18 protein-coding genes are annotated in these 21672 nt (G+C 44.5%); 13 read left to right on the plus strand and 5 right to left on the minus strand.

What is annotated here, in order from left to right; all coding sequences use genetic code 11:
* Positions 1 to 6 precede the first annotated feature (6 nt).
* The 4 genes from trpCF (at position 7) to F7Y48_RS05135 (ending at position 4404) form a co-directional block, all read left to right on the plus strand.
* On the plus strand, positions 7 to 1446 hold the full coding sequence (gene trpCF / locus F7Y48_RS05120; protein WP_316682063.1) for a bifunctional indole-3-glycerol-phosphate synthase TrpC/phosphoribosylanthranilate isomerase TrpF: 1440 nt from the start codon (positions 7 to 9) through the stop codon (positions 1444 to 1446).
* A 64-nt stretch (positions 1447 to 1510) separates the two neighbouring features.
* The gene (trpB, locus tag F7Y48_RS05125) at positions 1511 to 2701 is read left to right on the plus strand and encodes a tryptophan synthase subunit beta (protein ID WP_005394827.1); all 1191 of its coding nucleotides are present in this window, start codon (positions 1511 to 1513) and stop codon (positions 2699 to 2701) included.
* On the plus strand, positions 2701 to 3507 hold the full coding sequence (gene trpA / locus F7Y48_RS05130; RefSeq protein ID WP_134647450.1) for a tryptophan synthase subunit alpha: 807 nt from the start codon (positions 2701 to 2703) through the stop codon (positions 3505 to 3507). Before trpB ends, trpA begins: the two co-directional genes overlap by 1 nt.
* A 201-nt stretch (positions 3508 to 3708) precedes the next feature.
* On the plus strand, positions 3709 to 4404 hold the full coding sequence (locus F7Y48_RS05135; RefSeq protein ID WP_006743300.1) for a Crp/Fnr family transcriptional regulator: 696 nt from the start codon (positions 3709 to 3711) through the stop codon (positions 4402 to 4404).
* Between the two features lie 122 nt (positions 4405 to 4526).
* Here the strand turns inward: F7Y48_RS05135 and F7Y48_RS05140 are convergent, their stop codons facing one another.
* Positions 4527 to 6068 carry a long-chain-fatty-acid--CoA ligase gene (locus F7Y48_RS05140; RefSeq protein ID WP_258506591.1) on the minus strand — a complete coding sequence of 514 codons (1542 nt, stop codon included), beginning with the start codon at positions 6066 to 6068 and terminating at the stop codon, positions 4527 to 4529.
* Positions 6069 to 6613: 545 nt separating this feature from the next.
* On the opposite strand from F7Y48_RS05140, the gene F7Y48_RS05145 reads away from it, so the two are divergent.
* The 8 genes from F7Y48_RS05145 (at position 6614) to gspS2 (ending at position 14297) form a co-directional block, all read left to right on the plus strand.
* A complete protein-coding gene (locus F7Y48_RS05145) occupies positions 6614 to 7873 on the plus strand; it encodes a dicarboxylate/amino acid:cation symporter (protein WP_258506592.1) in 1260 nt (419 codons plus the stop codon).
* Between the two features lie 155 nt (positions 7874 to 8028).
* Positions 8029 to 9213 carry an acyl-homoserine-lactone synthase gene (locus tag F7Y48_RS05150; protein ID WP_258506593.1) on the plus strand — a complete coding sequence of 395 codons (1185 nt, stop codon included), beginning with the start codon at positions 8029 to 8031 and terminating at the stop codon, positions 9211 to 9213.
* A complete protein-coding gene (locus tag F7Y48_RS05155; RefSeq protein ID WP_301576918.1) occupies positions 9206 to 11746 on the plus strand; it encodes a hybrid sensor histidine kinase/response regulator in 2541 nt (846 codons plus the stop codon). Before F7Y48_RS05150 ends, F7Y48_RS05155 begins: the two co-directional genes overlap by 8 nt.
* Positions 11747 to 11857: 111 nt before the next feature.
* A complete protein-coding gene (locus F7Y48_RS05160) occupies positions 11858 to 12100 on the plus strand; it encodes a hypothetical protein (RefSeq protein ID WP_005392851.1) in 243 nt (80 codons plus the stop codon).
* A 203-nt stretch (positions 12101 to 12303) separates the two neighbouring features.
* Positions 12304 to 12867, plus strand: a complete 564-nt coding sequence (locus tag F7Y48_RS05165) for a septation protein A (RefSeq protein WP_005392849.1) — start codon at positions 12304 to 12306, stop codon at positions 12865 to 12867.
* A 226-nt stretch (positions 12868 to 13093) separates the two neighbouring features.
* Entirely contained in the window at positions 13094 to 13489 is a 396-nt protein-coding gene (yciA, locus tag F7Y48_RS05170; RefSeq protein ID WP_005392848.1) for an acyl-CoA thioester hydrolase YciA, read from the plus strand.
* Between the two features lie 115 nt (positions 13490 to 13604).
* Positions 13605 to 13901 (plus strand): YciI family protein, encoded by a 297-nt coding sequence (locus F7Y48_RS05175; RefSeq protein ID WP_005392847.1) that lies wholly within the window; start codon positions 13605 to 13607, stop codon positions 13899 to 13901.
* Positions 13902 to 13904: 3 nt separating this feature from the next.
* A complete protein-coding gene (gene gspS2 / locus F7Y48_RS05180; protein WP_005392846.1) occupies positions 13905 to 14297 on the plus strand; it encodes a GspS/AspS pilotin family protein in 393 nt (130 codons plus the stop codon).
* Positions 14298 to 14429: 132 nt separating this feature from the next.
* Here the strand turns inward: gspS2 and metE are convergent, their stop codons facing one another.
* Positions 14430 to 16712, minus strand: a complete 2283-nt coding sequence (gene metE / locus F7Y48_RS05185) for a 5-methyltetrahydropteroyltriglutamate--homocysteine S-methyltransferase (protein WP_316682077.1) — start codon at positions 16710 to 16712, stop codon at positions 14430 to 14432.
* A gap of 278 nt (positions 16713 to 16990) precedes the next feature.
* Between metE and metR the strand changes: the two genes are divergently transcribed.
* On the plus strand, positions 16991 to 17902 hold the full coding sequence (gene metR, locus F7Y48_RS05190; RefSeq protein ID WP_256965501.1) for an HTH-type transcriptional regulator MetR: 912 nt from the start codon (positions 16991 to 16993) through the stop codon (positions 17900 to 17902).
* Between the two features lie 19 nt (positions 17903 to 17921).
* Here the strand turns inward: metR and F7Y48_RS05195 are convergent, their stop codons facing one another.
* The 3 genes from F7Y48_RS05195 to F7Y48_RS05205 all read right to left on the minus strand — a co-directional run bounded on the left by F7Y48_RS05195 (position 17922) and on the right by F7Y48_RS05205 (position 21530).
* Entirely contained in the window at positions 17922 to 18122 is a 201-nt protein-coding gene (locus tag F7Y48_RS05195) for a DUF4250 domain-containing protein (protein ID WP_005392843.1), read from the minus strand.
* 154 nt (positions 18123 to 18276) lie between these two features.
* The gene (locus F7Y48_RS05200) at positions 18277 to 18987 is read right to left on the minus strand and encodes a hypothetical protein (protein WP_047010000.1); all 711 of its coding nucleotides are present in this window, start codon (positions 18985 to 18987) and stop codon (positions 18277 to 18279) included.
* Between the two features lie 86 nt (positions 18988 to 19073).
* Positions 19074 to 21530: an EAL domain-containing protein gene (locus F7Y48_RS05205; RefSeq protein WP_258506611.1), complete on the minus strand. Its 2457-nt coding sequence runs from the start codon at positions 21528 to 21530 to the stop codon at positions 19074 to 19076.
* Positions 21531 to 21672 lie beyond the last annotated feature (142 nt).

A 21672-nucleotide genomic window follows, 5' to 3' on the forward strand; every position in this document is an offset into this window, starting at 1 on the left:
AAGAAGATGACTGACTTCAACACTCAGCAAGCTGACAACCTGTCTGAACACGTTTCTAAGAAAGAAGCAGAAATGGCAGAAGTACTGGCAAAAATTGTCCGCGACAAATATCAGTGGGTAGCAGACCGTAAGGTGTCTCAACCGCTAAGCACATTTCAGTCTGATTTGCTGCCATCGGACCGCAGCTTCTACGATGCACTGAGTGGCGAAAAGACAGCATTCATCACCGAATGTAAGAAGGCGTCTCCTTCCAAAGGTTTGATTCGTGATCACTTCGACTTGGATTACATTGCATCGGTTTACAACAACCATGCTGATGCAATTTCAGTATTAACAGACGAGAAATACTTCCAAGGTAATTTTGACTTTCTTCCTCAAGTGCGTGGTCAAGTCAAACAGCCAGTTCTGTGCAAAGACTTCATGGTAGATACCTACCAAGTTTACCTAGCGCGTCATTACAGTGCTGATGCTGTCTTGCTAATGCTGTCTGTCCTCAATGATGAAGAGTACAAAGCCCTAGAAGAAGCAGCACACAGCCTGAACATGGGCATTCTGACCGAAGTCAGCAACGAAGAAGAGCTTCACCGTGCCGTTAAGCTGGGCGCTCGCGTTATCGGCATCAATAACCGTAACCTTCGCGACCTAAGTACCGATTTGAATCGTACTAAAGAACTGGCGCCGACAATTCGCGAATTAGCACCAAACGCGACGGTAATTTCAGAATCTGGCATTTATACGCATCAACAAGTTCGTGATTTAGCGAAATACGCAGACGGATTCTTGATTGGTAGCTCGCTGATGGCAGAAGACAACCTAGAGCTTGCAGTACGCAAAGTCACGTTGGGTGAAAACAAAGTCTGTGGCTTAACGCATCCAGATGACGCAGCAAAAGCATATCAAGCTGGTGCGGTATTTGGTGGCCTGATTTTTGTCGAGAAGTCGAAGCGTGCAGTTGACCTTGAAAGTGCTCGCTTAACCATGAGCGGTGCTCCACTTAACTACGTAGGTGTTTTCCAAAATCACGATATCGATTTTGTTGCTTCTGTCGTGACCTCTTTGGGTTTAAAAGCAGTTCAGCTGCACGGTCAAGAAGACCAAGCTTACGTAAACCAACTCAAAGCCGAACTGCCAACAACAGTAGAAATTTGGAAAGCTTATGGCGTGACTGATGCCAAGCCAGAACTGCTTGCAGACCACATTGACCGCCATCTATTAGATGCGCAAGTTGGCACTCAAACTGGCGGAACTGGTCAAGTGTTCGACTGGTCACTGATCGGCGACCCAAGTCAAATTATGCTAGCGGGCGGACTGTCGCCAGAAAATACTCAACAAGCAGCGACACTAAGTTGCTTGGGATTAGATTTAAACTCTGGTGTAGAAAGCGCGCCAGGCAAAAAAGATTCACAGAAGTTGCTCGCGGCCTTCACCGCCATTCGCAACTACTAAAGCTGGACATCAGCTAAAAAATTTAAAGCTATTCGTAGCGAAAAATACGAGAAGGAATATAACGATGGCAAAACTGAATGCCTACTTTGGCGAATACGGCGGTCAGTACGTTCCGCAAATTCTAGTTCCAGCATTGGAACAACTAGAGCAAGCGTTTATCGACGCGCAAGAAGATCCAGAATTCCGCAGTGAGTTCATGACGCTTCTTCAAGAGTATGCGGGCCGCCCAACGGCTTTAACTCTAACTCGTAACCTAACTAAAGGTACGAAAACCAAACTGTACCTAAAACGTGAAGACCTGCTTCACGGTGGTGCCCACAAGACTAACCAAGTGTTGGGTCAAGCGCTACTTGCGAAACGCATGGGCAAAAACGAAATCATCGCTGAAACTGGCGCAGGTCAACACGGTGTTGCAACCGCACTAGCGTGTGCACTACTTGGCCTTAAGTGTCGCGTTTACATGGGTGCAAAAGACGTTGAGCGTCAAAGCCCGAACGTATTCCGTATGAAACTCATGGGTGCAGAAGTCATTCCTGTTCACTCGGGTTCAGCAACACTTAAAGATGCATGTAACGAAGCGCTACGCGACTGGTCTGCAACTTATGAAGACGCGCACTACCTACTAGGTACAGCGGCAGGTCCTCACCCATTCCCAACCATCGTGCGTGATTTCCAACGAATGATCGGTGAAGAAACGAAGAATCAGATTTTGGCACGTGAAGGTCGTCTTCCTGATGCTGTTATCGCATGTGTGGGCGGCGGTTCAAACGCGATTGGTATGTTTGCTGACTTCATCGAAGAAGAAAGCGTTCGCCTCATTGGTGTTGAGCCAGCAGGTAAAGGTATCGATACTGACCAACACGGTGCACCACTTAAACATGGCAAAACGGGCATCTTCTTTGGTATGAAAGCGCCATTGATGCAAGATCCAAACGGCCAAGTTGAGGAGTCTTACTCTGTATCTGCGGGTCTTGATTTCCCTTCAGTTGGTCCACAGCACGCACACCTAAACGCAATTGGCCGTGCAGAATACGACAACGTAACTGACGACGAAGCGCTCGAGGCATTCCAAGAACTGGCTCGCAGCGAAGGGATCATCCCAGCTCTAGAGTCTTCTCACGCTCTAGCTCATGCATTGCGCATGGCTCGTGAGAATCCTGAGAAAGAACAACTATTGGTCGTAAACCTATCTGGTCGTGGTGACAAAGACATCTTCACCGTGCACGCCATCCTAGAAGAAAAAGGAGTGATTTAATGAGCCGTTATGAGAAGATGTTTGCGCGCCTAAACGAAAAAAACCAAGGCGCATTTGTACCGTTCGTAACGGTTTGCGATCCAAACGCAGAACAATCTTACAAGATCATGGAGACCCTCGTTGAGTCTGGCGCAGACGCCCTTGAACTTGGTATTCCATTTTCAGATCCGCTTGCAGATGGCCCAACCATCCAAGGCGCTAACATTCGTGCGCTAGATTCAGGCGCTACACCAGATATCTGCTTTGAACAAATTGGTAAGATTCGTGCTAAATACCCAGATCTGCCTATTGGCCTTCTGATGTACGCGAACCTAGTTTACTCACGCGGTGTCGAAAACTTCTACGAGCGCTGTGCAAAAGCAGGCATCGATTCTGTTCTGATTGCAGACGTACCAACCAACGAAAGTGCAGAGTTTGTTGCAGCAGCAGAGAAGTTTGGTATTCACCCAATCTTCATCGCACCGCCAACGGCAAGTGACGAAACACTGAAGCAAGTATCAGAACTGGGTGGTGGCTACACTTACTTGCTTTCTCGTGCTGGCGTGACAGGCGCAGAGACAAAAGCAAATATGCCAGTTGGTCACATGTTAGATAGATTAAACCAGTTCGATGCACCACCAGCGCTGCTTGGCTTCGGTATTTCTGAACCAGCACAGGTGAAACAAGCAATAGAGTCTGGCGCAGCAGGGGCCATCTCCGGCTCAGCTGTGGTGAAAATCATTGAAGCGAATGTCGAGCAGCCACAAATTATGCTCGATAAACTTGGTGATTTTGTGTCAGCGATGAAAGCAGCCACTCAGAAATAATTTCCATTTGATGTAACGCTATAGCGCCCGCTTAACATTCTGTTTAGCGGGCGTTTTCTTGTATGGCGTTTATACCAGATCATTTTTTATTCAACGCCCGCACTTTCCAAACCAATCTAAAGCAGAGCAATCAAAGAGTGATAAACTTTGCCACTTAACCAGCACAAATAATAACTAGAGCAGGATGCAGTAAGGTTGCACATGGAAGAAGTCAAAGCATTATTAGCCAAATGTCCTGTATTATCAGGGCTGCCCGAGAAAGGACTTAGTGAAGCAGCACAAATAGCTAAAGTTCGCTGTTTCGACGAAAAAGCACTGATTTGCAATAAAGGGGAACCTCAATCTTCTCTTATGGTCATCGCACAGGGTGCCGTACGAATTAATTCGATGAGTTCAAAAGGCAAAGAAGTCACATTAATGATTTTCGAGGCAGGAGGCTGGTTTGGAGACAATGTTTTTTCTCCCGGCATGCCCCGTATTTTTGGCGCAACCGCGCATTCGGGAGTGACCTTACTGGAACTACCTGGTGATAAGTTTCGCCAATTACTCGCCAAATATCCTCAAAGTTACCCTACGATTCTCGACTTACTTAGCCGCCGCTTATGGTCTGCCATTTCTGTTATCGAAGATGATGCGATTAGAGGAATCGAAGAGCGGATTGCAAGAAGGTTGCTGTTGCTTGCTGAATACCAACACAACCAAGCTATCAATACTCAGCCGTGTGTCGTGAGAGTGACTAGAGAGCATATCGCCAACATGATGGGGCTAACGCGTCAAAGTGTTCATAAAGTACTAAAAAACTTAGAGAGTATTGGGATGCTAGAACTGAAATATGGTTCAGTGACCATTACCAATCCAAAACGCTTAGAAGCGCACATAAAACAACTCGAACAATAGAGTAAACAGATAGTTCATGTGTACACGCTAGCGAGAGATTGCCATCTTCTATTCTTGAGTAACGTGCACAACACCACTCGCTCCAGACAAGTGGCGCTGTGACCCGAAGTTCATTGAATTGACTAAGCCACATTCAATTCAGATTTCAATTCACGCTTTAAAATCTTTCCTGTCGCACTCATCGGGAGATGCTCACGAATTTCAACATAACGAGGATATTTAAAAGAGGCTAACTGCTCTTTGCCCCACTTTTGTAATGTTTCCGCGTCAATGTACTCTCCCGGTTTAAGCACAACGTAAGCCTTTATCTCTTCGCCATACTCTTCATTTGGAATCCCTATCACCGCTACCATTGAGATTGCAGGATGAGTCATAAACACTTCTTCAATTTCTCTAGGGTAAACGTTAAATCCACCTCGAATGATCAGATCTTTCATTCTATCGACGATAAATAGATTACCTGAACTGTCAAAACGGCCAACATCACCAGTATGGAACCAGCCATTTTGTAGCGCGGATTCAGTGACTTCCGGGCGGTCAAGGTATCCCTTCATAACATTATGCCCACGCACAACAATCTCACCTTCTTCACCAATCGGTAGCGCATTGCCTTCAATGTCGACAACTTTTACTTCAACGCCTTGAATCGGTTGACCTACCGATCCTGGTATACGTTCCTGATCTAAATGATTAAAACATGCAATAGGACTTGTTTCTGATAACCCGTATCCTTCAAGAATTGGGACATTAAATTGTTCCTCAAAGGATCTAAAGATTTCGGTTGGCAACGGGGCTCCACCGCTGATAGCAACACGTAGTGAGGATGTATCAAATTGGTGCTGGACATGAAGCAAGCCGATATACATCGTTGGCACTCCAGCAAACAACGTCACTTTGTGTTTTTCCATCAGCTCAAGAACATGTTTAGGCTCAAACCTAGGCACTAACACCAAGGTTGCCCCGCCCAAAACACTAGCATTTAAGTGGACGGTTTGACCAAAGGTATGAAATAAAGGCAAAGTTACTAAGTGAATATCGTCGGCCTGGCTACCCATAATGTTTTGTGCCACCAGAGCATTCATTATGATGTTCTGCTGCGTCAGTTCAGCTCCTTTTGGTAAGCCTGTCGTCCCTGATGTATACAAAATAACACAAGTATCATCCGCATTACGCGGTACATAATCTGACAATGGTTCTACATCCGCTATAAACGCATTGAGAGTTGGCACACCATTCCATTCGTTTTCAACTTGAGATTGAGTCATCACGACCATACTTTCACATATATCAGCCTGCTCAAACGCTTTAACCCCCTCTTTTGCCATTGGCAGTTCTGCTGTCCCTTCAAAACAGAAGTAAAACTTCGCTTTTGAATCTTCTAAGTGATACTTAATTTCTCGCGCTTTCAAAAGCACATTTAATGGGACAGCAACCGCGCCAGCTTTTTGTATCGCATAATAAACAAACGCGAAAAAAGGAATGTTTGGGCATGAGAGCGCAATACGATCGCCCGGAACGACCCCTTTGTTGATTAAAGATGCCGCGATCTTTCCGGTAATCGCATCAAACTGCGCATAAGTTATCTCGACATCACCACATATCAACGCCGTCTTATCTGGTTTACTCGCAGCATTTCTTTGTAATGCAGCAGCAAGATTCATCATAATCGCTTCACCTCTTACTTGTTGATTTTCGTTTTATCGGCTCGGGAGCATTAACAGAGAGAGCACTCCCCTACACTAAAATGTTGGTACTTAATATTTGTCTCGCCCATTTCTGATTAACATTATGTTTACAATGCAATCAAAACTAAGAATGTAAAACAATTAACATTTCACAAAGCTAATTGGTAAAAGTGTGAGCTTGAAAGAAATTAATTGTTATAAATATCAATCCAAGTCACGCAAGACGCAGACTACGCTCGCAAACACAAAATCCATCTCAGTTAACAAAAAACAAACAAGAAAAAGAAATAAACAAAAACAATTACACAGCTAATAGGCATAACAAAAATCAATAGCAAACGTTTGCTATTGAACAAAACTTTATCGTTCGTCAATAAAATATCGATTAATCCATCAATAATACCTTGCTGCATATTGCCAATTGTAAACGATAAGTGTAAAAAGCAAGGCGAGATAATTATCCATAAAACCATTTATGGTTAGTGGGTAATTTTAGGATTTTACATTTTATTAGCACAGAGGTTATGGAAGTGTTAAAAGAAAAGAGTTTGCTAAACAACATTGGCGTACAAGTCGTAATCGCCATGATCGTGGGCACAGCCGTTGGTGCCATGATGGGTCATGATGCGACAGTGTTCGCTCCTTTAGGTGCTATCTTTATCAACTTAATCAAAATGTTGGTTATTCCTTTGGTCGCTGTAGCCTTGATTTCTGGCGCAGCTGGTCTTGGGAACAGCCAGTCAGCAGGCAAAGTTGGCATCGTCACTCTAGGTTATTTCGGTTTAACATCCGCCCTAGCCGTTGCGCTTGCACTATTTATGGGCGAAGTATTCCAACCAGGCATGGGGATCGACGTCTCTGGCGTTGAAGGCATGTTCTCAGCAGAATACGCTTCAAAAGGTGAACTACCTACTTTCTGGGCAACCATCACTGGTATGATCCCAACCAACGTTTTCCAATCACTAAATGAAGCAAACATCCTACAGATCCTCGTTTTCTGTATGTTCTTTGGTATTGCAATTTCTAAGCAAGCAAAAGAGCGTCGTGAGCCAATCATTAATGGTGTTAACTGCATCGTTGACGCAATGGTTTGGATGATCAACAAAGTGATGATCATTGCCCCTATCGGCGTGTTCGGTCTAATGGCAGAAGCAGTCGGTACATTCGGTTTTGGCGCACTAATGGTGGTATTCAAACTGTTCGTTGTTTACGTTGCCGCAATCCTAATCTTCGGTTTCGTTGTTTACCCAGCAATGGTGCATATTTTCACCAAGACATCAGCGAAGAAGTTCCTGTCTTCAATGAAAAAGCCACAAGCTGTTGCGCTTTCAACGGCCTCTTCTATGGCAACACTGCCTGTCACAATGGACACCTGTGAAAAAGAACTGGGCGTAAAAAATTCAACCGCGTCATTTGTTCTGCCTCTAGGCGCAACGATCAACATGTCAGGTAATGCGATTTACTATGGCTTGGTTGCTATCTTCTTTGCTCAACTGTTCAATATCGACCTAGGTATGGGCGCTTACATTGCAATTATCGTAACGTCTACATTGGGTGCGGTTGGTCAAGCGGGTGTTCCTGGTCCTTCTTTCCTAGTGGTTGCCGTACTTCTTGCCGCTGGCATTCCAATTGAAGGTCTACCACTGCTATTCGCTCTTGACCGTATTTTCGATATGATTCGTACAGCACTAAACATCACTGGTGATGCAGCATGTGCAGTTATCGTTGATGCGCTAATAGAAGAGGTAGCGGCAGAAGCTGAGCTTAAAAAGCAAGAAGCTTAGTCCTTTCTCGAATGAACTAAAAACCGCTCACTATGAGCGGTTTTTTTGTCTTTTCTTGCATTACGTAACTATATAAATAGAAACCAATAGCATAAATTTATCAAAATGATATAAACCATTACAAAATATAAAAAACGTCAGAACTAGGTTATATCATGAGTCTTAAGCTGTCTTTGGAGCCCCTCGCCAGTACAGATTTGCCGATCGAGTCAAAACAACAGGCGCTGGTTGACACGGTTCTTCTTACTCTTACACCGCAAGAAAGGTCTTCCCTTTTTCAACAAGTTGCTTTGTATAGAATAAAGCTTCTCAAGTCCCTATTTCCTAAATACGCATCTAAGAGTCTGTCCGTACTGTTTGAATTAATGGATTATCGAAATTTAGTACAGCAGTATCCAACGCCTTTCTCCGAAGAGGCGCTCTTACTTGAACAAGTTGCCGCAGATTGTTACCCGCATTGGATGGTTTTCTGGTGTGAATGTGAGATTGCTGCGATCAAGCAAAAGCACCCTTTAAATGAAGCGACAAGACCAACTCAGCTCTCGTTTGACGACCGCGACTATTCAAGCATATTGATCGAAGATATTGCCGAATGCGACCTAAAGGTAACACTGCCAAATCACGCTGCATTAATGCCGATTTCCGAAGCAATCACACTGAGCAATCTTGAGCTCTTCGTCCAAACTGAACAATGGTTTGAGATATTGCCTCTATTATCACTCTCGCAGAAAGGTCAACACTTTGTGCTATTGTTCAAGCAGTCATCTACACCAATCATGGTCTCCTCCGCTTTGGTGCAAAACTGGCACCAAAGAAATACCTGGCTCAGCTATTCATCACCATTTAGTAGTGAGCAATGGCAGTTTTGCTTTCCTGATTATGGCTACATGACTCTTAATCAATTAGGCCTTTGGGGAGGTAACGATCTAACTCGCCAACGGACTCTTATTGAATTTGATGCGCAGTTCCAATCTCACTTGAAAAACACTGAAGCGGTTTGCGAAGTGCTGCGTCTGACAGTGGGTGGCAACATCCAACAAAAACTGTACTTTTTGTATTTGGCACAAAAAGCATTGATGAGTGAGCTATATAAAGCAGGCTATAAGCTCAGCTTTACCATTATTGAACAAATATTTATGTTAAATTTCTATCAATCTATTGATTTAGAGGCCTACTTTCACTCAGGATACCGCGACATTAACGGTGACGGTACCAAGACATACCGCGGTTTCTGGAATTTAGGTATGATGGTTGAAGCATTTCAAGACATACAGTTTCGCGACTACAAACACCGCGTACGAACAAAAAGAATTGATGAAAAGGTGAATGAACATGCTTGATATTCATCTTCACGGCCTTTTTTATCCAAAAGCAATGACGCTATACGCTACTGTACTGGTGGTGTTCGCTTGGTTGTTATATTACTGCTATCGCCTAAAACAGAAGAGTGAAACGATTTTAGGCTCGCATCATGCGCCGTACATTGCTTATTCTAGTTGCATCATCGTTTGGATCAGCAGCAATGCATACTTCCATACCGATTTATTGCCGGAGTTGGGCTCCGCTGGCGGTATTTTTATGGCTAAGTTGGCGAACTTGGCGTCATTCTTTGCCTTTGCATTCGCGTTCTATTTTTCTTGCCAGCTAGCGGCTGATATCAAAAAAACTGCGGTCAAAGCCTGGCAAAAAATCGTCTTTGTGGCACTAGCAACGTACTCGCTTTACATCAACTTAGTACCAAACCTTACTGTCGAAAATGTCACCATTAGCGGTCCAAGCCAGTTCGTGATCGAGTTTGGTCCCCATACCTCATATTTCTTTATTAGTTTGCTGACATTTGTGGTATTAACACTGCTGAACTTGATTACCATGCGAGCGAACAGCAGCAAACTCACGCTGGCAAAAAGTAACTATATGATCGCCGGCATTTTGGTCTTCATGTTATCAACTGCAGTGATACACCTTGGAATGACTTACTTCCTTGGTGACTTTTCCTTAACCTGGTTACCACCAGCACTTTCAATTAGTGAAATGTTGTTTGTAGGCTATGCCCTGCTTACCTCTCGCTTTTATAGCGCTAAATACCTCACATACTTAACCGTTAGCGCGCTGTTTGTCTGTGCCATTTTCGTCCTCCCGCTGGGCGCAATATTTATTCCTATCTCGGAAGATAACCAATGGCTTGTAGCGGTGCCTTTATGCGCACTCATCGGTATCACTTGGCACTTGCTTTACAAACGCGTCAGTCGTTTCGCGTCCTATTTTATTTATGGGAAACGACATACACCCGTTCAACAAATTCTTGGATTAGAAGAGGAATTTAAACGCTCAATAGATGATGCAATGCGCCAGTTAGCCGCGTTACTGAATATACCAAATAATAAATTGCAGCTCGTCACCAGCAGTTACACCGAAACGTTTTATGAAGATTATCTGCCGTCAAGCAAGTCTGTTCTCGTGCTTGATGAACTGTCTGAAGAAATTGATTATGCCTCCTCGTCTAAAGGCTCAATGCGCAAGCTCTACGAACGTATGCGATCCAGCAATACGGCGCTCGTAATGCCTCTTTTTGGTCGTGGAAAGTCCGTTACGCACTTACTGATTTCTTCACACAAAATGGATAATAAGCTGTTTTCTAATGAAGAAATTTCAGCATTGCAAACCTTATTAGTTCGCATCCAGAGCACCATAGAGGCCGATAGAAAAGTACGCCAAAGCCGTGCGCTCGCTAACTCTATTGCGCATGAAATGCGTAACCCTCTCGCTCAAGTGCAATTACGATTTGAAGCTTTAAAACAGCATATCGAATCAAACGCTTCACTTGAGACGTTAAAGAGTGAGATTGATAAAGGAGAAGCAGCGATTCAGCGTGGTCGCCAACTTATCGACATTATTTTGCGAGAAGTCAGCGACAGCTCACCTGAGCACGAACCCTTAACTATTACGTCTATACATAAAGCTGTCGATCAAGCGGTCAGCCGTTATGGCTTTGAAAACGATCAAATAATTGAAAGGATCAATCTGCCCCAAGAGCACGATTTTGTCGCGAAATTAAACGAAACTCTGTTTAACTTTGTCATTTTCAATTTGATTCGCAATGCTATCTACTATTTTGATTCTTATCCCGATAGTCAAATTGAGATTCGTAGCCAAACGGGGGCCTACGAAAACATTCTGGTCTTCCGAGATAGTGGCCCTGGCATAGATAGCAGTATCTTACACAAGATATTTGACGACTTCTTCTCGTATCAAAAAAGTGGCGGCAGCGGCCTTGGCTTGGGCTACTGTCAACGCGTTATGCGCTCTTTTGGCGGACGAATTGAGTGCCAGTCTGAATTGGGCGAATTTACTGAGTTCTACTTGTATTTCCCGGTCGTCCCAAACGCACCCAAACCAGAGACGTTGAGAACACCGGACTTCAATGGCTGGAAAGTAAATGCACCACATTCTGAACCTCGCACAGACCAACACGTACAAGTAAGTAACGATGCACCAACAGTGCTCATTGTTGATGACAAAGAGGTGCAGCGTACTTTGGTTCAAATGTACTTAAAAAGGCTGGGAGTCAACAGCTTACAAGCAAATAATGGCGCTTCTGCGGTGGAGCTATTTCAGTCGCACAAGATTGATTTGGTGCTTATGGATGTACAGATGCCAGTGATGAATGGATTTGACGCAAGCCAACGAATTAAGCAAATTGCGTCTTCCGTTCCGATCATCGCACTATCTGGAGAGTCTGGAGCCAAAGAGCTGGAGCTCATTGCGAAACTCATGGATGACAGACTTGAAAAGCCAACCACGTTAAATGCGCTCCAAACCGTCATCAAGCGCTGGTTGCAACAAGAGAGTTTTGCTGCTTCCAACACTTTCTAATTTGCGAAGATAAAACTGGCACTAGATGTGCATTACTGAAGTAAATCGAATTATCCAGAGGGTCAAGCAAGCTGCAAATGGTTAGCGGATGAGCTTGATAAGGAGATCGCCATGTTACTTCATCGACACACATACTACGGCTTGATTCATCATGGAATCAAAGCACTACTACTCGATCGCTTAGGCCACTATACAGAAGAAGAATACCATCAGTATCTGAGCCTAATGACCGGCAAATCCACTTGCTTTACGATGTCTCTCGAAGAGCTTGAAGCAACCGTTGATAACCTGTTACGTGAAGGCTATTTAGAAGATGTCAAAACGCTTATTTCTCAATATCAACGTGTTGCTTAAATCTTAAATTCTATCAACTCAATTGCCGCTCTATCGCGGCAATTTTTATGCCTTCGATTTACTACTTCATCTTTGCGACATGTTGCTTGTTGTATCATTCAGTCAGGGGATTACTTCTCTTACCTCTAACCTTGACGGTATTCACATCTTGTCAGATTCCGTTAGACTGTCTTCAATTCACTAATTAGGTAGATTTTGCCACCATGAAGCAAATCCTAGATTTTATCCCACTCATCGTCTTCTTCGCTTTGTACAAGATGTACGACATCTACGCAGCAACAGGAGCGCTGATCGTTGCAACGGCAATTCAGCTTGTCGTCACCTATGCTCTGTATAAAAAAGTCGAGAAAATGCAGCTAATTACGTTCGTTATCGTGACGATATTCGGCAGCATGACCCTTTTCTTCCACGACGACAATTTCATAAAATGGAAAGTCACCATCATTTATGTGATTCTAGCTATCGGTTTAGCAGCGAGTCACGCAATGGGGAAATCAGCCATCAAAGGCATGTTGGGCAAAGAAATTTCGCTACCTGATGCTATTTGGGCGAAGATCAACTGGGCTTGGGTCGGCTTCTTCTCATTCTTTGCTGGTCTGAACATTTATATCGCTTACGAGCTACCACTGGATGTTTGGGTCAACTTCAAAGTATTCGGAATGTTGATTGCGACATTTGCCTACATGATTGCGACTGGCTTCTACATTTACAAACACATGCCAAAAGAACAAAAAAATAACTCATCCGATGTGTCGACTGATGATTAAAAACTCAGTTTTGCTATAATCCGCGCACTTTGCAGCGACCTTCGGGTCGCTGTTTTGCTCCATGTATCACTAAACCGATCAAACGGCATACCGGATTCAGACCATTCTTGCTGCTGTAAACCAACTTTCTCTGGTCCGGTGTCTGCGGTTTTTTAAGGACCTTTGGTTCTAGGTATTTACTATGTTGGCGCTTAGTTTGAGCGCCTTTAAGATTTAGGATGTCACAATGAGTCAAGAAATTAGCTCTCCGAGAGGTCAACTGCTGCTTCGTACCCTTGCAATGCCTGCCGATACTAATGCCAATGGCGATATTTTTGGTGGTTGGATTATGTCTCAGCTCGACCTAGCAGGTGCGATTCTGGCCAAAGAGATCTCTTCTGGTCGCGTTGTTACCGTTTCAGTCTCCAGCATTACCTTCAAGAAGCCTGTAGGTGTTGGCGATGTCGTTTGCTGCTATGGCGAATGCACTAAGATTGGTCGCACCTCAATGAGTGTCGATCTGGAAGTATGGGTCAAGCCGGTAAAAGCACACGGTGTCGGCGAGCGCTTCATGGTTTGTGATGCGACTTTCAACTACGTAGCCATTGACAGTGAAGGCAAACCACGCCCGGTTCAGAATTAGTCAACCTACAGCGCTAACTGTTAGAAAGGATCTCACATTTTCTGTTGTTCACTTGTGAGAGACACAAAAAAGGCGTTAAATTAACACTTTACCCTACCAATTAAGGAACTATGCTATGTGGTATGTCATCTTTTCTCAGGACGTCGAGAACTCGCTGGAAAAACGCATGAGCGTTCGCCCGCAACACTTGGAGCGCTTACAAAAGCTTCAAGACGAAGGTCGCCTTCTTACTGCTGGCCCTATGCCTGCGATAGACTCTGACAACCCAGGAGAAGCTGGATTTACGGGCTCGACTGTCATCGCTGAGTTCGCCTCTCTAGAAGACGCTAAAGCGTGGGCAGAAGCCGATCCTTACGTAGCGGCTGGTGTTTACGATAATGTAATCGTGAAACCGTTCAAAAAAGTGTTTTAATTTATGAAAAAATTACTGTGTCTTTTCTTGGCATTTGGTGCGTTAGCGGGCTGTTCATCTACCGATGATAATCAACGCCAGCTTGAGCTATTGGCATCAAACCGAGCGGGAGTCTTGTCCGCTGGTCTCCCTTTGGAATACGGTCCACTGCAGATAATGCGTGTCTCATCCAACAAAAATGTTGTTGAGATGATGATGATTTATAACGATGACGCACTCGGTGCAAAGCCGTTAAATCAAGTACTGAATACCAGTATCTACACCTATTGCAGTAACCCGGAAATTCGTAAGCAAATTGATATGGGCTTAATGTACCGTATTAAAGTGCGTAACTCTCGCGGTCAGTTGATGGCAGATGAGTTGGTTTCCGCGCAAACTTGTACTCAAATGAAATAGTCACAGTGAGTGCGTTGTTTTCGATACGAGCAATTCATCCGCTATTGCGGGATAGTATAACGACGAAAATGAACGGCTAAGAATAGAAAAACGGAGACAACGGTCTCCGTTTTTATTTGCTAAAAAGGTGCCTTACGCCAGCTCAGCACGAAGTTTCTTCGTCGCTGACACGAGGTTCGCCAATGCCGCTTCTGTCTCTGCCCAGTTACGTGTTTTCAGACCACAGTCTGGGTTCACCCACAAACGTTGTACCGGAATCTTTTCTGCCGCTTTCTTGATTAAGCCTTCAATCCACTCTTCCGTCGGAATGTTTGGTGAGTGAATGTCATAAACACCTGGACCGATTTCATTCGGGTAATTGAACTCTTCAAACGCTTTAAGCAGCTCCATATTTGAGCGTGATGTTTCAATGGTAATCACATCCGCATCGAGCGCCGCGACTGAATCGATGATTTCATTGAACTCGCTGTAACACATGTGAGTGTGAATCTGAGTCTCTGGTTTTGCACTCGCTGCCGAGATCTTAAATGCATCCACCGCCCATTCTAAATACGCTTTGTGATCGCGCTTTTTCAACGGCAGACCTTCACGAATCGCAGGCTCATCGATTTGAATGATATTGATGCCTGCATCTTGCAGATCAGAAACCTCATCACGCAGTGCCAGTGCCAGTTGCTGGGCGATTTCTTGACGTGTGATGTCTTCACGCGGGAATGTCCAACATAAAATCGTTACCGGGCCCGTCAGCATACCTTTCATCTGCTTGCTGGTTAGCGATTGTGCGTACGTCGACCATTCCACCGTAATCGGCTTTTCACGCTCAATGTCGGCAACCACAATGGCTGGTTTCACACAGCGAGAGCCATAACTCTGTACCCAACCAAATTTCGTCGTTTGGAAGCCCGCCAAGTTCTCCGCGAAGTATTCTACCATGTCGTTACGCTCAGCTTCACCATGCACAAGCACATCTAGGTCAAGGGCTTCTTGGCGTTTTACGGCATCCGCAATATGTCCTTTTAGTGCTTGGATATAGTCGGACTCAGATAACTGGCCAGTGCGATAAGCGCTGCGCTGAACACGAATTTCACCCGTTTGAGGGAAAGAACCGATTGTCGTGGTTGGCAACAGAGGCAAGCCCAATACTTTAGCTTGATGCGCAGCACGCTCCGCGTAAGGTGCGCTGCGCTCGGCAAGTGACGCAGTAATACTGTTTAAACGTGCTTGAACTTGTGGCTTATTCACATGCGTTGCCGTTTTACGTGCTTTGATTGGCTGGCTGTAGGTATCACAAGCGAGAATCGCATCTTGATCACCATCGAGTGCTCGGCCAAGCAAGGCGACTTCTGTTACTTTTTGTTTTGCAAACGCAAACCAGCTTTTCACTTCTTCACTTAGCTCTGTTTCCAGTTCCAGATCAACCGGGCTATGTAGCAAAGAGCATGAGCTCGCAACCCAAAGGTTGTCGCCCAGTTTTTCTTTTACTGGCTGTAGACGTTCAAGTTGCGCACTCAAATCCGAGCGCCACACGTTACGACCGTTGACCACGCCAGCAGACAGCACCCACCCCTCCGGTAGTTTGGCAATCACGTCGTCAAGCTGCTGAGGCGCGGCAGATAAATCGATATGTAAACCATCCACTGGTAGCTTTACAATTTTGTCTAGCGTATCGCTTATAGAGTCAAAGTACGTCGTTAGCAGCACTTTTACATCGCTTCGAATCACTTGGTACGCTAGCTTGAACGCATCAGCCCACTGACTTTCAAGCTCGAGTGACAAAATTGGCTCATCAATCTGAACCCACTCAACACCTTGACTCGCGAGCTTTGCCAAAATAGCTTGGTAAGCCGTAAGCAATCGTGGCAGTAGCGTCAGGCGATCGAACCCATCTTCTACCTCTTTACCTAAGTAAAGATAACTGACTGGGCCAAGCAAAACTGGCTTCACTTTATGCCCAGCTTGGGTTGCTTCGTTGACTTCTTCAAACAGTTGAGGCCAGCTCACTTCAAATGTATCGTCCTTGCTAAATTCAGGTACGATGTAGTGGTAGTTTGTGTTGAACCATTTAGTCATATCCGATGCTGCAGCGCCCGCACAGCCGCAACCCGCTTGAGATTGACCGCGACCCACTTTGAATAGCGTATCCAAATCAGGGAAACCGTCTGCGTGACGTTTTGGCACGTGACCCAGTAACAACGTGGTCGTCAGTACATGATCGTACCAAGCGAAATCGCCAGCGGTGGTAAAACTCAAGCCAGCATCTGCTTGTGTTTGCCAGTTTTTAGCGCGCAGATCTTCCCCAACCTTTTTAAGCTCTGCTTGATCAATTTCTCCGCGCCAGTATTTTTCCTGAGCGAATTTTAATTCTCGTTTTTCACCGATGCGTGGATAACCTAGTACGTGCGTTGTTGTAGCCATGTCCCTATTCCTCTTTCAATCTTGTTTAATTTGTTTGGGTCAGAGTATCTTTCGTCATAAAAGATGTCTGGATGGCTAAACTATCGCTCTCATCTGCGGTTTGAACAACGTCCATTTATTCAACTTGTTTATTAAAAAAATTCATCATGAGGCGGCATGATTCGCAAATAAACACAACAAACAGACGTCTAGACGTTTACATATCCATTTTTTGTCGTTAAGTTATTTATACGATTGCTATTCTGTTCATAGCGAGCAACAAAGGATGAAAGGAATTCATGATAGAGCTAAAACATTTGCGGACACTCACTTCGCTTCGAGACACCGGCTCTCTAACCGCGACCGCGACCGCGTTGCATCTCACTCAATCGGCCTTGTCTCACCAGATCAAAGATTTAGAGTCGCGGATTGGGGGACAATTATTCCTTAGAAAAACTCGTCCGGTGAAGTTCACTTCAGAGGGAGAAATCCTATTGCGTCTTGCAGAAGATATTCTTCCCAAACTCGCAAGAGCAGAAAATGATTTGGCAAGCTTGAAAGAAGACGTCAATGGTCGGTTGCATATGGCGATTGAATGTCACTCATGTTTCCAATGGCTCATGCCTGCTCTTAGGGAATATCAACTTGCCTGGCCTAGCGTAACACTGGATTTTTCATCAGGTTTTGGCTTTGAACCACTTCCTGCACTGTTAGCTGGGGAGTTGGATCTCGTTATCACGTCAGATATTCAACCTCGTTCTGAAGTGCATTATGAACCTTTATTCGACTTTGAAATGCGCTTAATTACCGCGACTAACCACCCATTGGCGGAAAAAGAAGTTATTGATCCGCAAGATCTCGCAGATCAAACCATGCTCTCTTATCCGGTTCAAAAACAAAGGCTAGACGTCGTAAAACACTTCTTGCAGCCAGCGGGTGTCGAGCCCGCCAAATGGAAGCAAGCCGACAATACTCTGATGTTAGTGCAAATGGTCTCTGCAGGATTAGGGGTTGCAGCACTGCCAAATTGGGCGATTTCTGAATTTTCGCGCCAAGGCCTTATTACCAGTAAACCTTTTGGCCAAGGCTTATGGCGTCGCTTATTTGCTGCAACGCGTCACTCAGAGAAAGATAAACGTTACTTACAAGCCTTTTTCGCAACCGCAAGGCTACAATGTAAAAGCCACCTTGACGGAATCAAGATGGCTTAGGGATATGGATTAAGAAGGTTTAGCGTTGATATGCTTTAAATTGGTTGGTCAATGGATCGTACTGATAACCAAGCATATCAAGCTTGCCTACAACGGACTCTACATCCATTTCATACACCGATACTAACTCGTCAAAACTGTCGCACTCTAAACGTAGCTTTTCATTGACGATACCTAGCAAAATAATGCTGTCCAAATTACCTACATTGCTTAAATCCATCGCGACTCTCCTCTTCGACAAGGTATATAAACAAGCGTAGACGTAATCACGTGAATTTAAAGTGAGCGCGATCCAAAACCGTGAGTGCCTTATACTCAAGCAACCTAGAAAGGACTTGAGTACAAGCAGTATTGCTCTGTTTCTCGACTCAAGATTAAGCCGCCAGAGAGAATAAACCTTGTAGGCTCGTCATTGACGCGAGCGCGAGCAACAGGGCGACGCTCAGTTGAACCTTTTCTGGTTTTTTATGTGTGAAGATATGCCAGCACCAAACAATGATTGAAGAAATGAGCATGGCTAAAGACAATAAAATTGGTTGTGTTGCGGCGCTCAATGTCGCTTCATTTAACTGGTAAGAAGCAAATAGCGTTGCGATCACCAGCAGCATTCCAGACACAATGCCCATAACTGGCAAAATGCGGTGAAATGCCTGTAATCTGCTACGAGCGATAGTCAGAAGCAATTGAGAAAATGACGCCCCAAGGAAAAATATCATTATTGCCATCGCAATAGACGCAGGCCAGCTTGGCTGTTCAAATGCTTGAATACTTACATACGCAAAAGCCAAACCATTCGCTAAATGCATCGCCCAAAGAGGGCCTTTTTCACGCGTTTTCTTGGTTTGAACCTGAGAGTAGAAATAGAAAATAGCGAACACGATCATAAATGCTTCAATACGAAGAGAAGCAACCGCAAGCCACAATAACGCCACTGCTGGCAACATTTTATGAAGACGGCCTCTCTGACCCGGACAAATATCGCCCTTGATGAGAAGTAAAGTCAGTAGCGCTTGCGCGCCAAATAGCATCGGAGGAAAAGTAACCAGCAATTGTTGAATCATGTTAAATGCACGCTCAAAAGTCATTTTGGGGTGGCGATAATATCAAATCACCGATCGTCAAACCACCGAAAGTCTATCCCCAAATGTACTAGAACAGCGAGACTTTTTATTCAACAAGAAGCGAGATACTTCAACGCATCTTCTTGAGTTAACACGCCTCTGTATTCTTCTTTTTCATCACATAAAACCCACGGGAAGCGAATGCCTGTTTTGATTAGCTCTCGAACAGCAGCGACAGATAAGTGCGCATTGACGAGCACAAACTCCGTGCTCATTATCTGGTTCACCGGGCGTTTCCAAATCCAATTTTCTCGCTCAGTCTCTAATTCTGTCCCCATGGAAGGCGTTAGGTGTAAGTTAACTTGCTCTTTGGTAACTAAGCCAACACAGCGCTTTTCGTTAATGACAACCAACGGCGAACTTGGACTTAAATTCATATATTCCACCGCCAACGATAATGGCTCCCCGGGATCAAGGTGCCTGACCTCTTCATGGCTCAGTGATTGCAATACATCATCTTGTTTTGGTTTAACAGCAACACCCGAAAACAAATGTTCGTAACTTTCCGCTTTCTCCATCAAATCGACAGGCCGAGCACGAGAGAACAAAAAGCCTTGCATGTAATCCACACCTATTTCAGCCAATGTTTGAAGCTCCTGTTCTGACTCCACGCCCTCGGCAACCACTTTTACATTCATTTGCTGAGCAAGATCAGTGACCATTTTGACAATATTATAACTGGTATTGCCATGCTGAATGTTCTTAACGAATTTTCGGTCGATTTTCAGTAAATCAAACTGCCCTTTCTCTAGGTAAGAAAAAGAAGAATACCCTGTACCGAAGTCATCAATCGCAATTTTAATGCCCTCTTTGCGCACTTGCTCTAGCGCTTGCGTATGCTCTTCGTCTTGCTCAAAATACGCTGTTTCCGTCAGCTCAATCGTGACTCGTTTAGGATCGACACCACTGGCTTTAATTAGGTCATGCGAACGCTGAAGAACCTGGAGCGAATCCAATTTAGTATTCAGTGAGCGATTGATGGTTAACCCTATTTCCTCGCCATATATGTCTTGCAAGCGCGGAAAGTGTTTGAGCGCGGCTTGACAAACCTCATCATCCAGAGCCGCAATCAACTCTAAATCTTCAATAACAGTAATCATCTCTTGAGTGCTATAGGCATCACTTTCATGATAAAAGCGCGCTAAGGCCTCGAACTTAACGACTTTACCAGTTCGGCTGTCAATTATTGGTTGAAAATGAACATCCACCAGCCCACTGTCTATTTGCGCTTCCAAAAACGCCTCTAAATGCTGGCGTTTTACTAACTCAGAATGAAGCTCACTATTATAAAAATTAAAATAGCCACCTTCTCCAGAAAGTGAGGACAACATCGCCTGGGCTGCATGCGCTAACGCTTGCTTTGGCCTGTTTGTATCATAGCCGAGGATTGACACACCCGTTTGTCCCTCGACGATAGTGGTATGCATTTTTGTTCCCATTTCATTCCTAAGCTCAGTGAAGAACCCTTTCATCGCAATTTGAATCAAACGTAAAGGACTTAGCCATTGACAGTGAGGAGTTTGTAAACAGACAACAAACACATCCCTAGAAAGTTGACCCGCGATACTGGTGTAGCGGCTTCGCATAATAAAATCGGCGAAGCCTAGTTGCTGTTCAAGTAAGCATTTTTCAGAAAAATTAGGTCTGAGAGTCATGACGATATTGAGTTCTTTACTCCCACTTTCGTTCGCCAAATTAGCTAATTGCAGTTCGAACTCTTCTCTAGAAGGCAAAAAAGCTGACCAATCATGTTGTTGTTCACAGCGATTTTTCATCCACAACAAGGAAGCCGAAATGTCAGTAGAGAAGCCGAGATAAAGAATCCGTCCAGAATGAAACGTTAGCCGATAGATACAAAGATGATGTGCCTGATTACTACCATTTGCAGTTCTACTCAATAAATTACCGCTCCAGTATCCTTCATCATCAATATGTTGCCAGAGTTGGTCGTAAAACGCCTGACTATGGTGAGATGTGCTAAAGATATAGGTTTTAAGTCCAACCAAATCACGGTTTTGATAACCCATTTGCAATTCAAAGGCACGGTTACAACCTAAGATTCGGGTGTCTTCGTCCGCGACTAAAACCCCTACATTCGGTAAATCAAAAATCGTTTCGAGAATTTTCGCTAACTCTTCGCAGCCAGTGATCGTCAATTGCGGGATGATAGAGCCTTGAACAATACGCTCATTGAGCTTTTCAAAGCTAATTGTGACATGTATTAAGCGAGCTTCATTAAGCATCATGCAACAAGAAAAACGACCTTGCCCACCTAGGAGCTCCACTTCTAAAATTCGTTGTCTTAGTGTTTCCTGTTGCCCCATCAGCATGTGCTCAAACAAATCATCTAAGCAGGTGACTGGCGTATTTAACCCAAAAGCATTTGCCATTCCTAGCTGGTCGCATTCGAACTCGCGAGTATCAATCTTGTAAGACCATTCAATCACTGGAGTCGGATTGGATGTCGGTTGCACTTTTTCATGTGCTATTGTTGTTGAGTCACTCATTCCCTAGCCCCCTTTTTAATTAGCCTCATGCTCAGGGTTCGTAGTCAACGTGCCTTATTCCATTTGGGACCTGCTGATCCTCTTGTAAAATAGATTCTGGCAACGTAAGCCAATCGACTTAGAACCTTTTCAGAGCTTGTTC

The organism is Vibrio sp. 2-1-2a, assembly GCF_032648565.1.
GTDB classification, from domain to species: Bacteria; Pseudomonadota; Gammaproteobacteria; order Enterobacterales; family Vibrionaceae; genus Vibrio; species Vibrio diabolicus.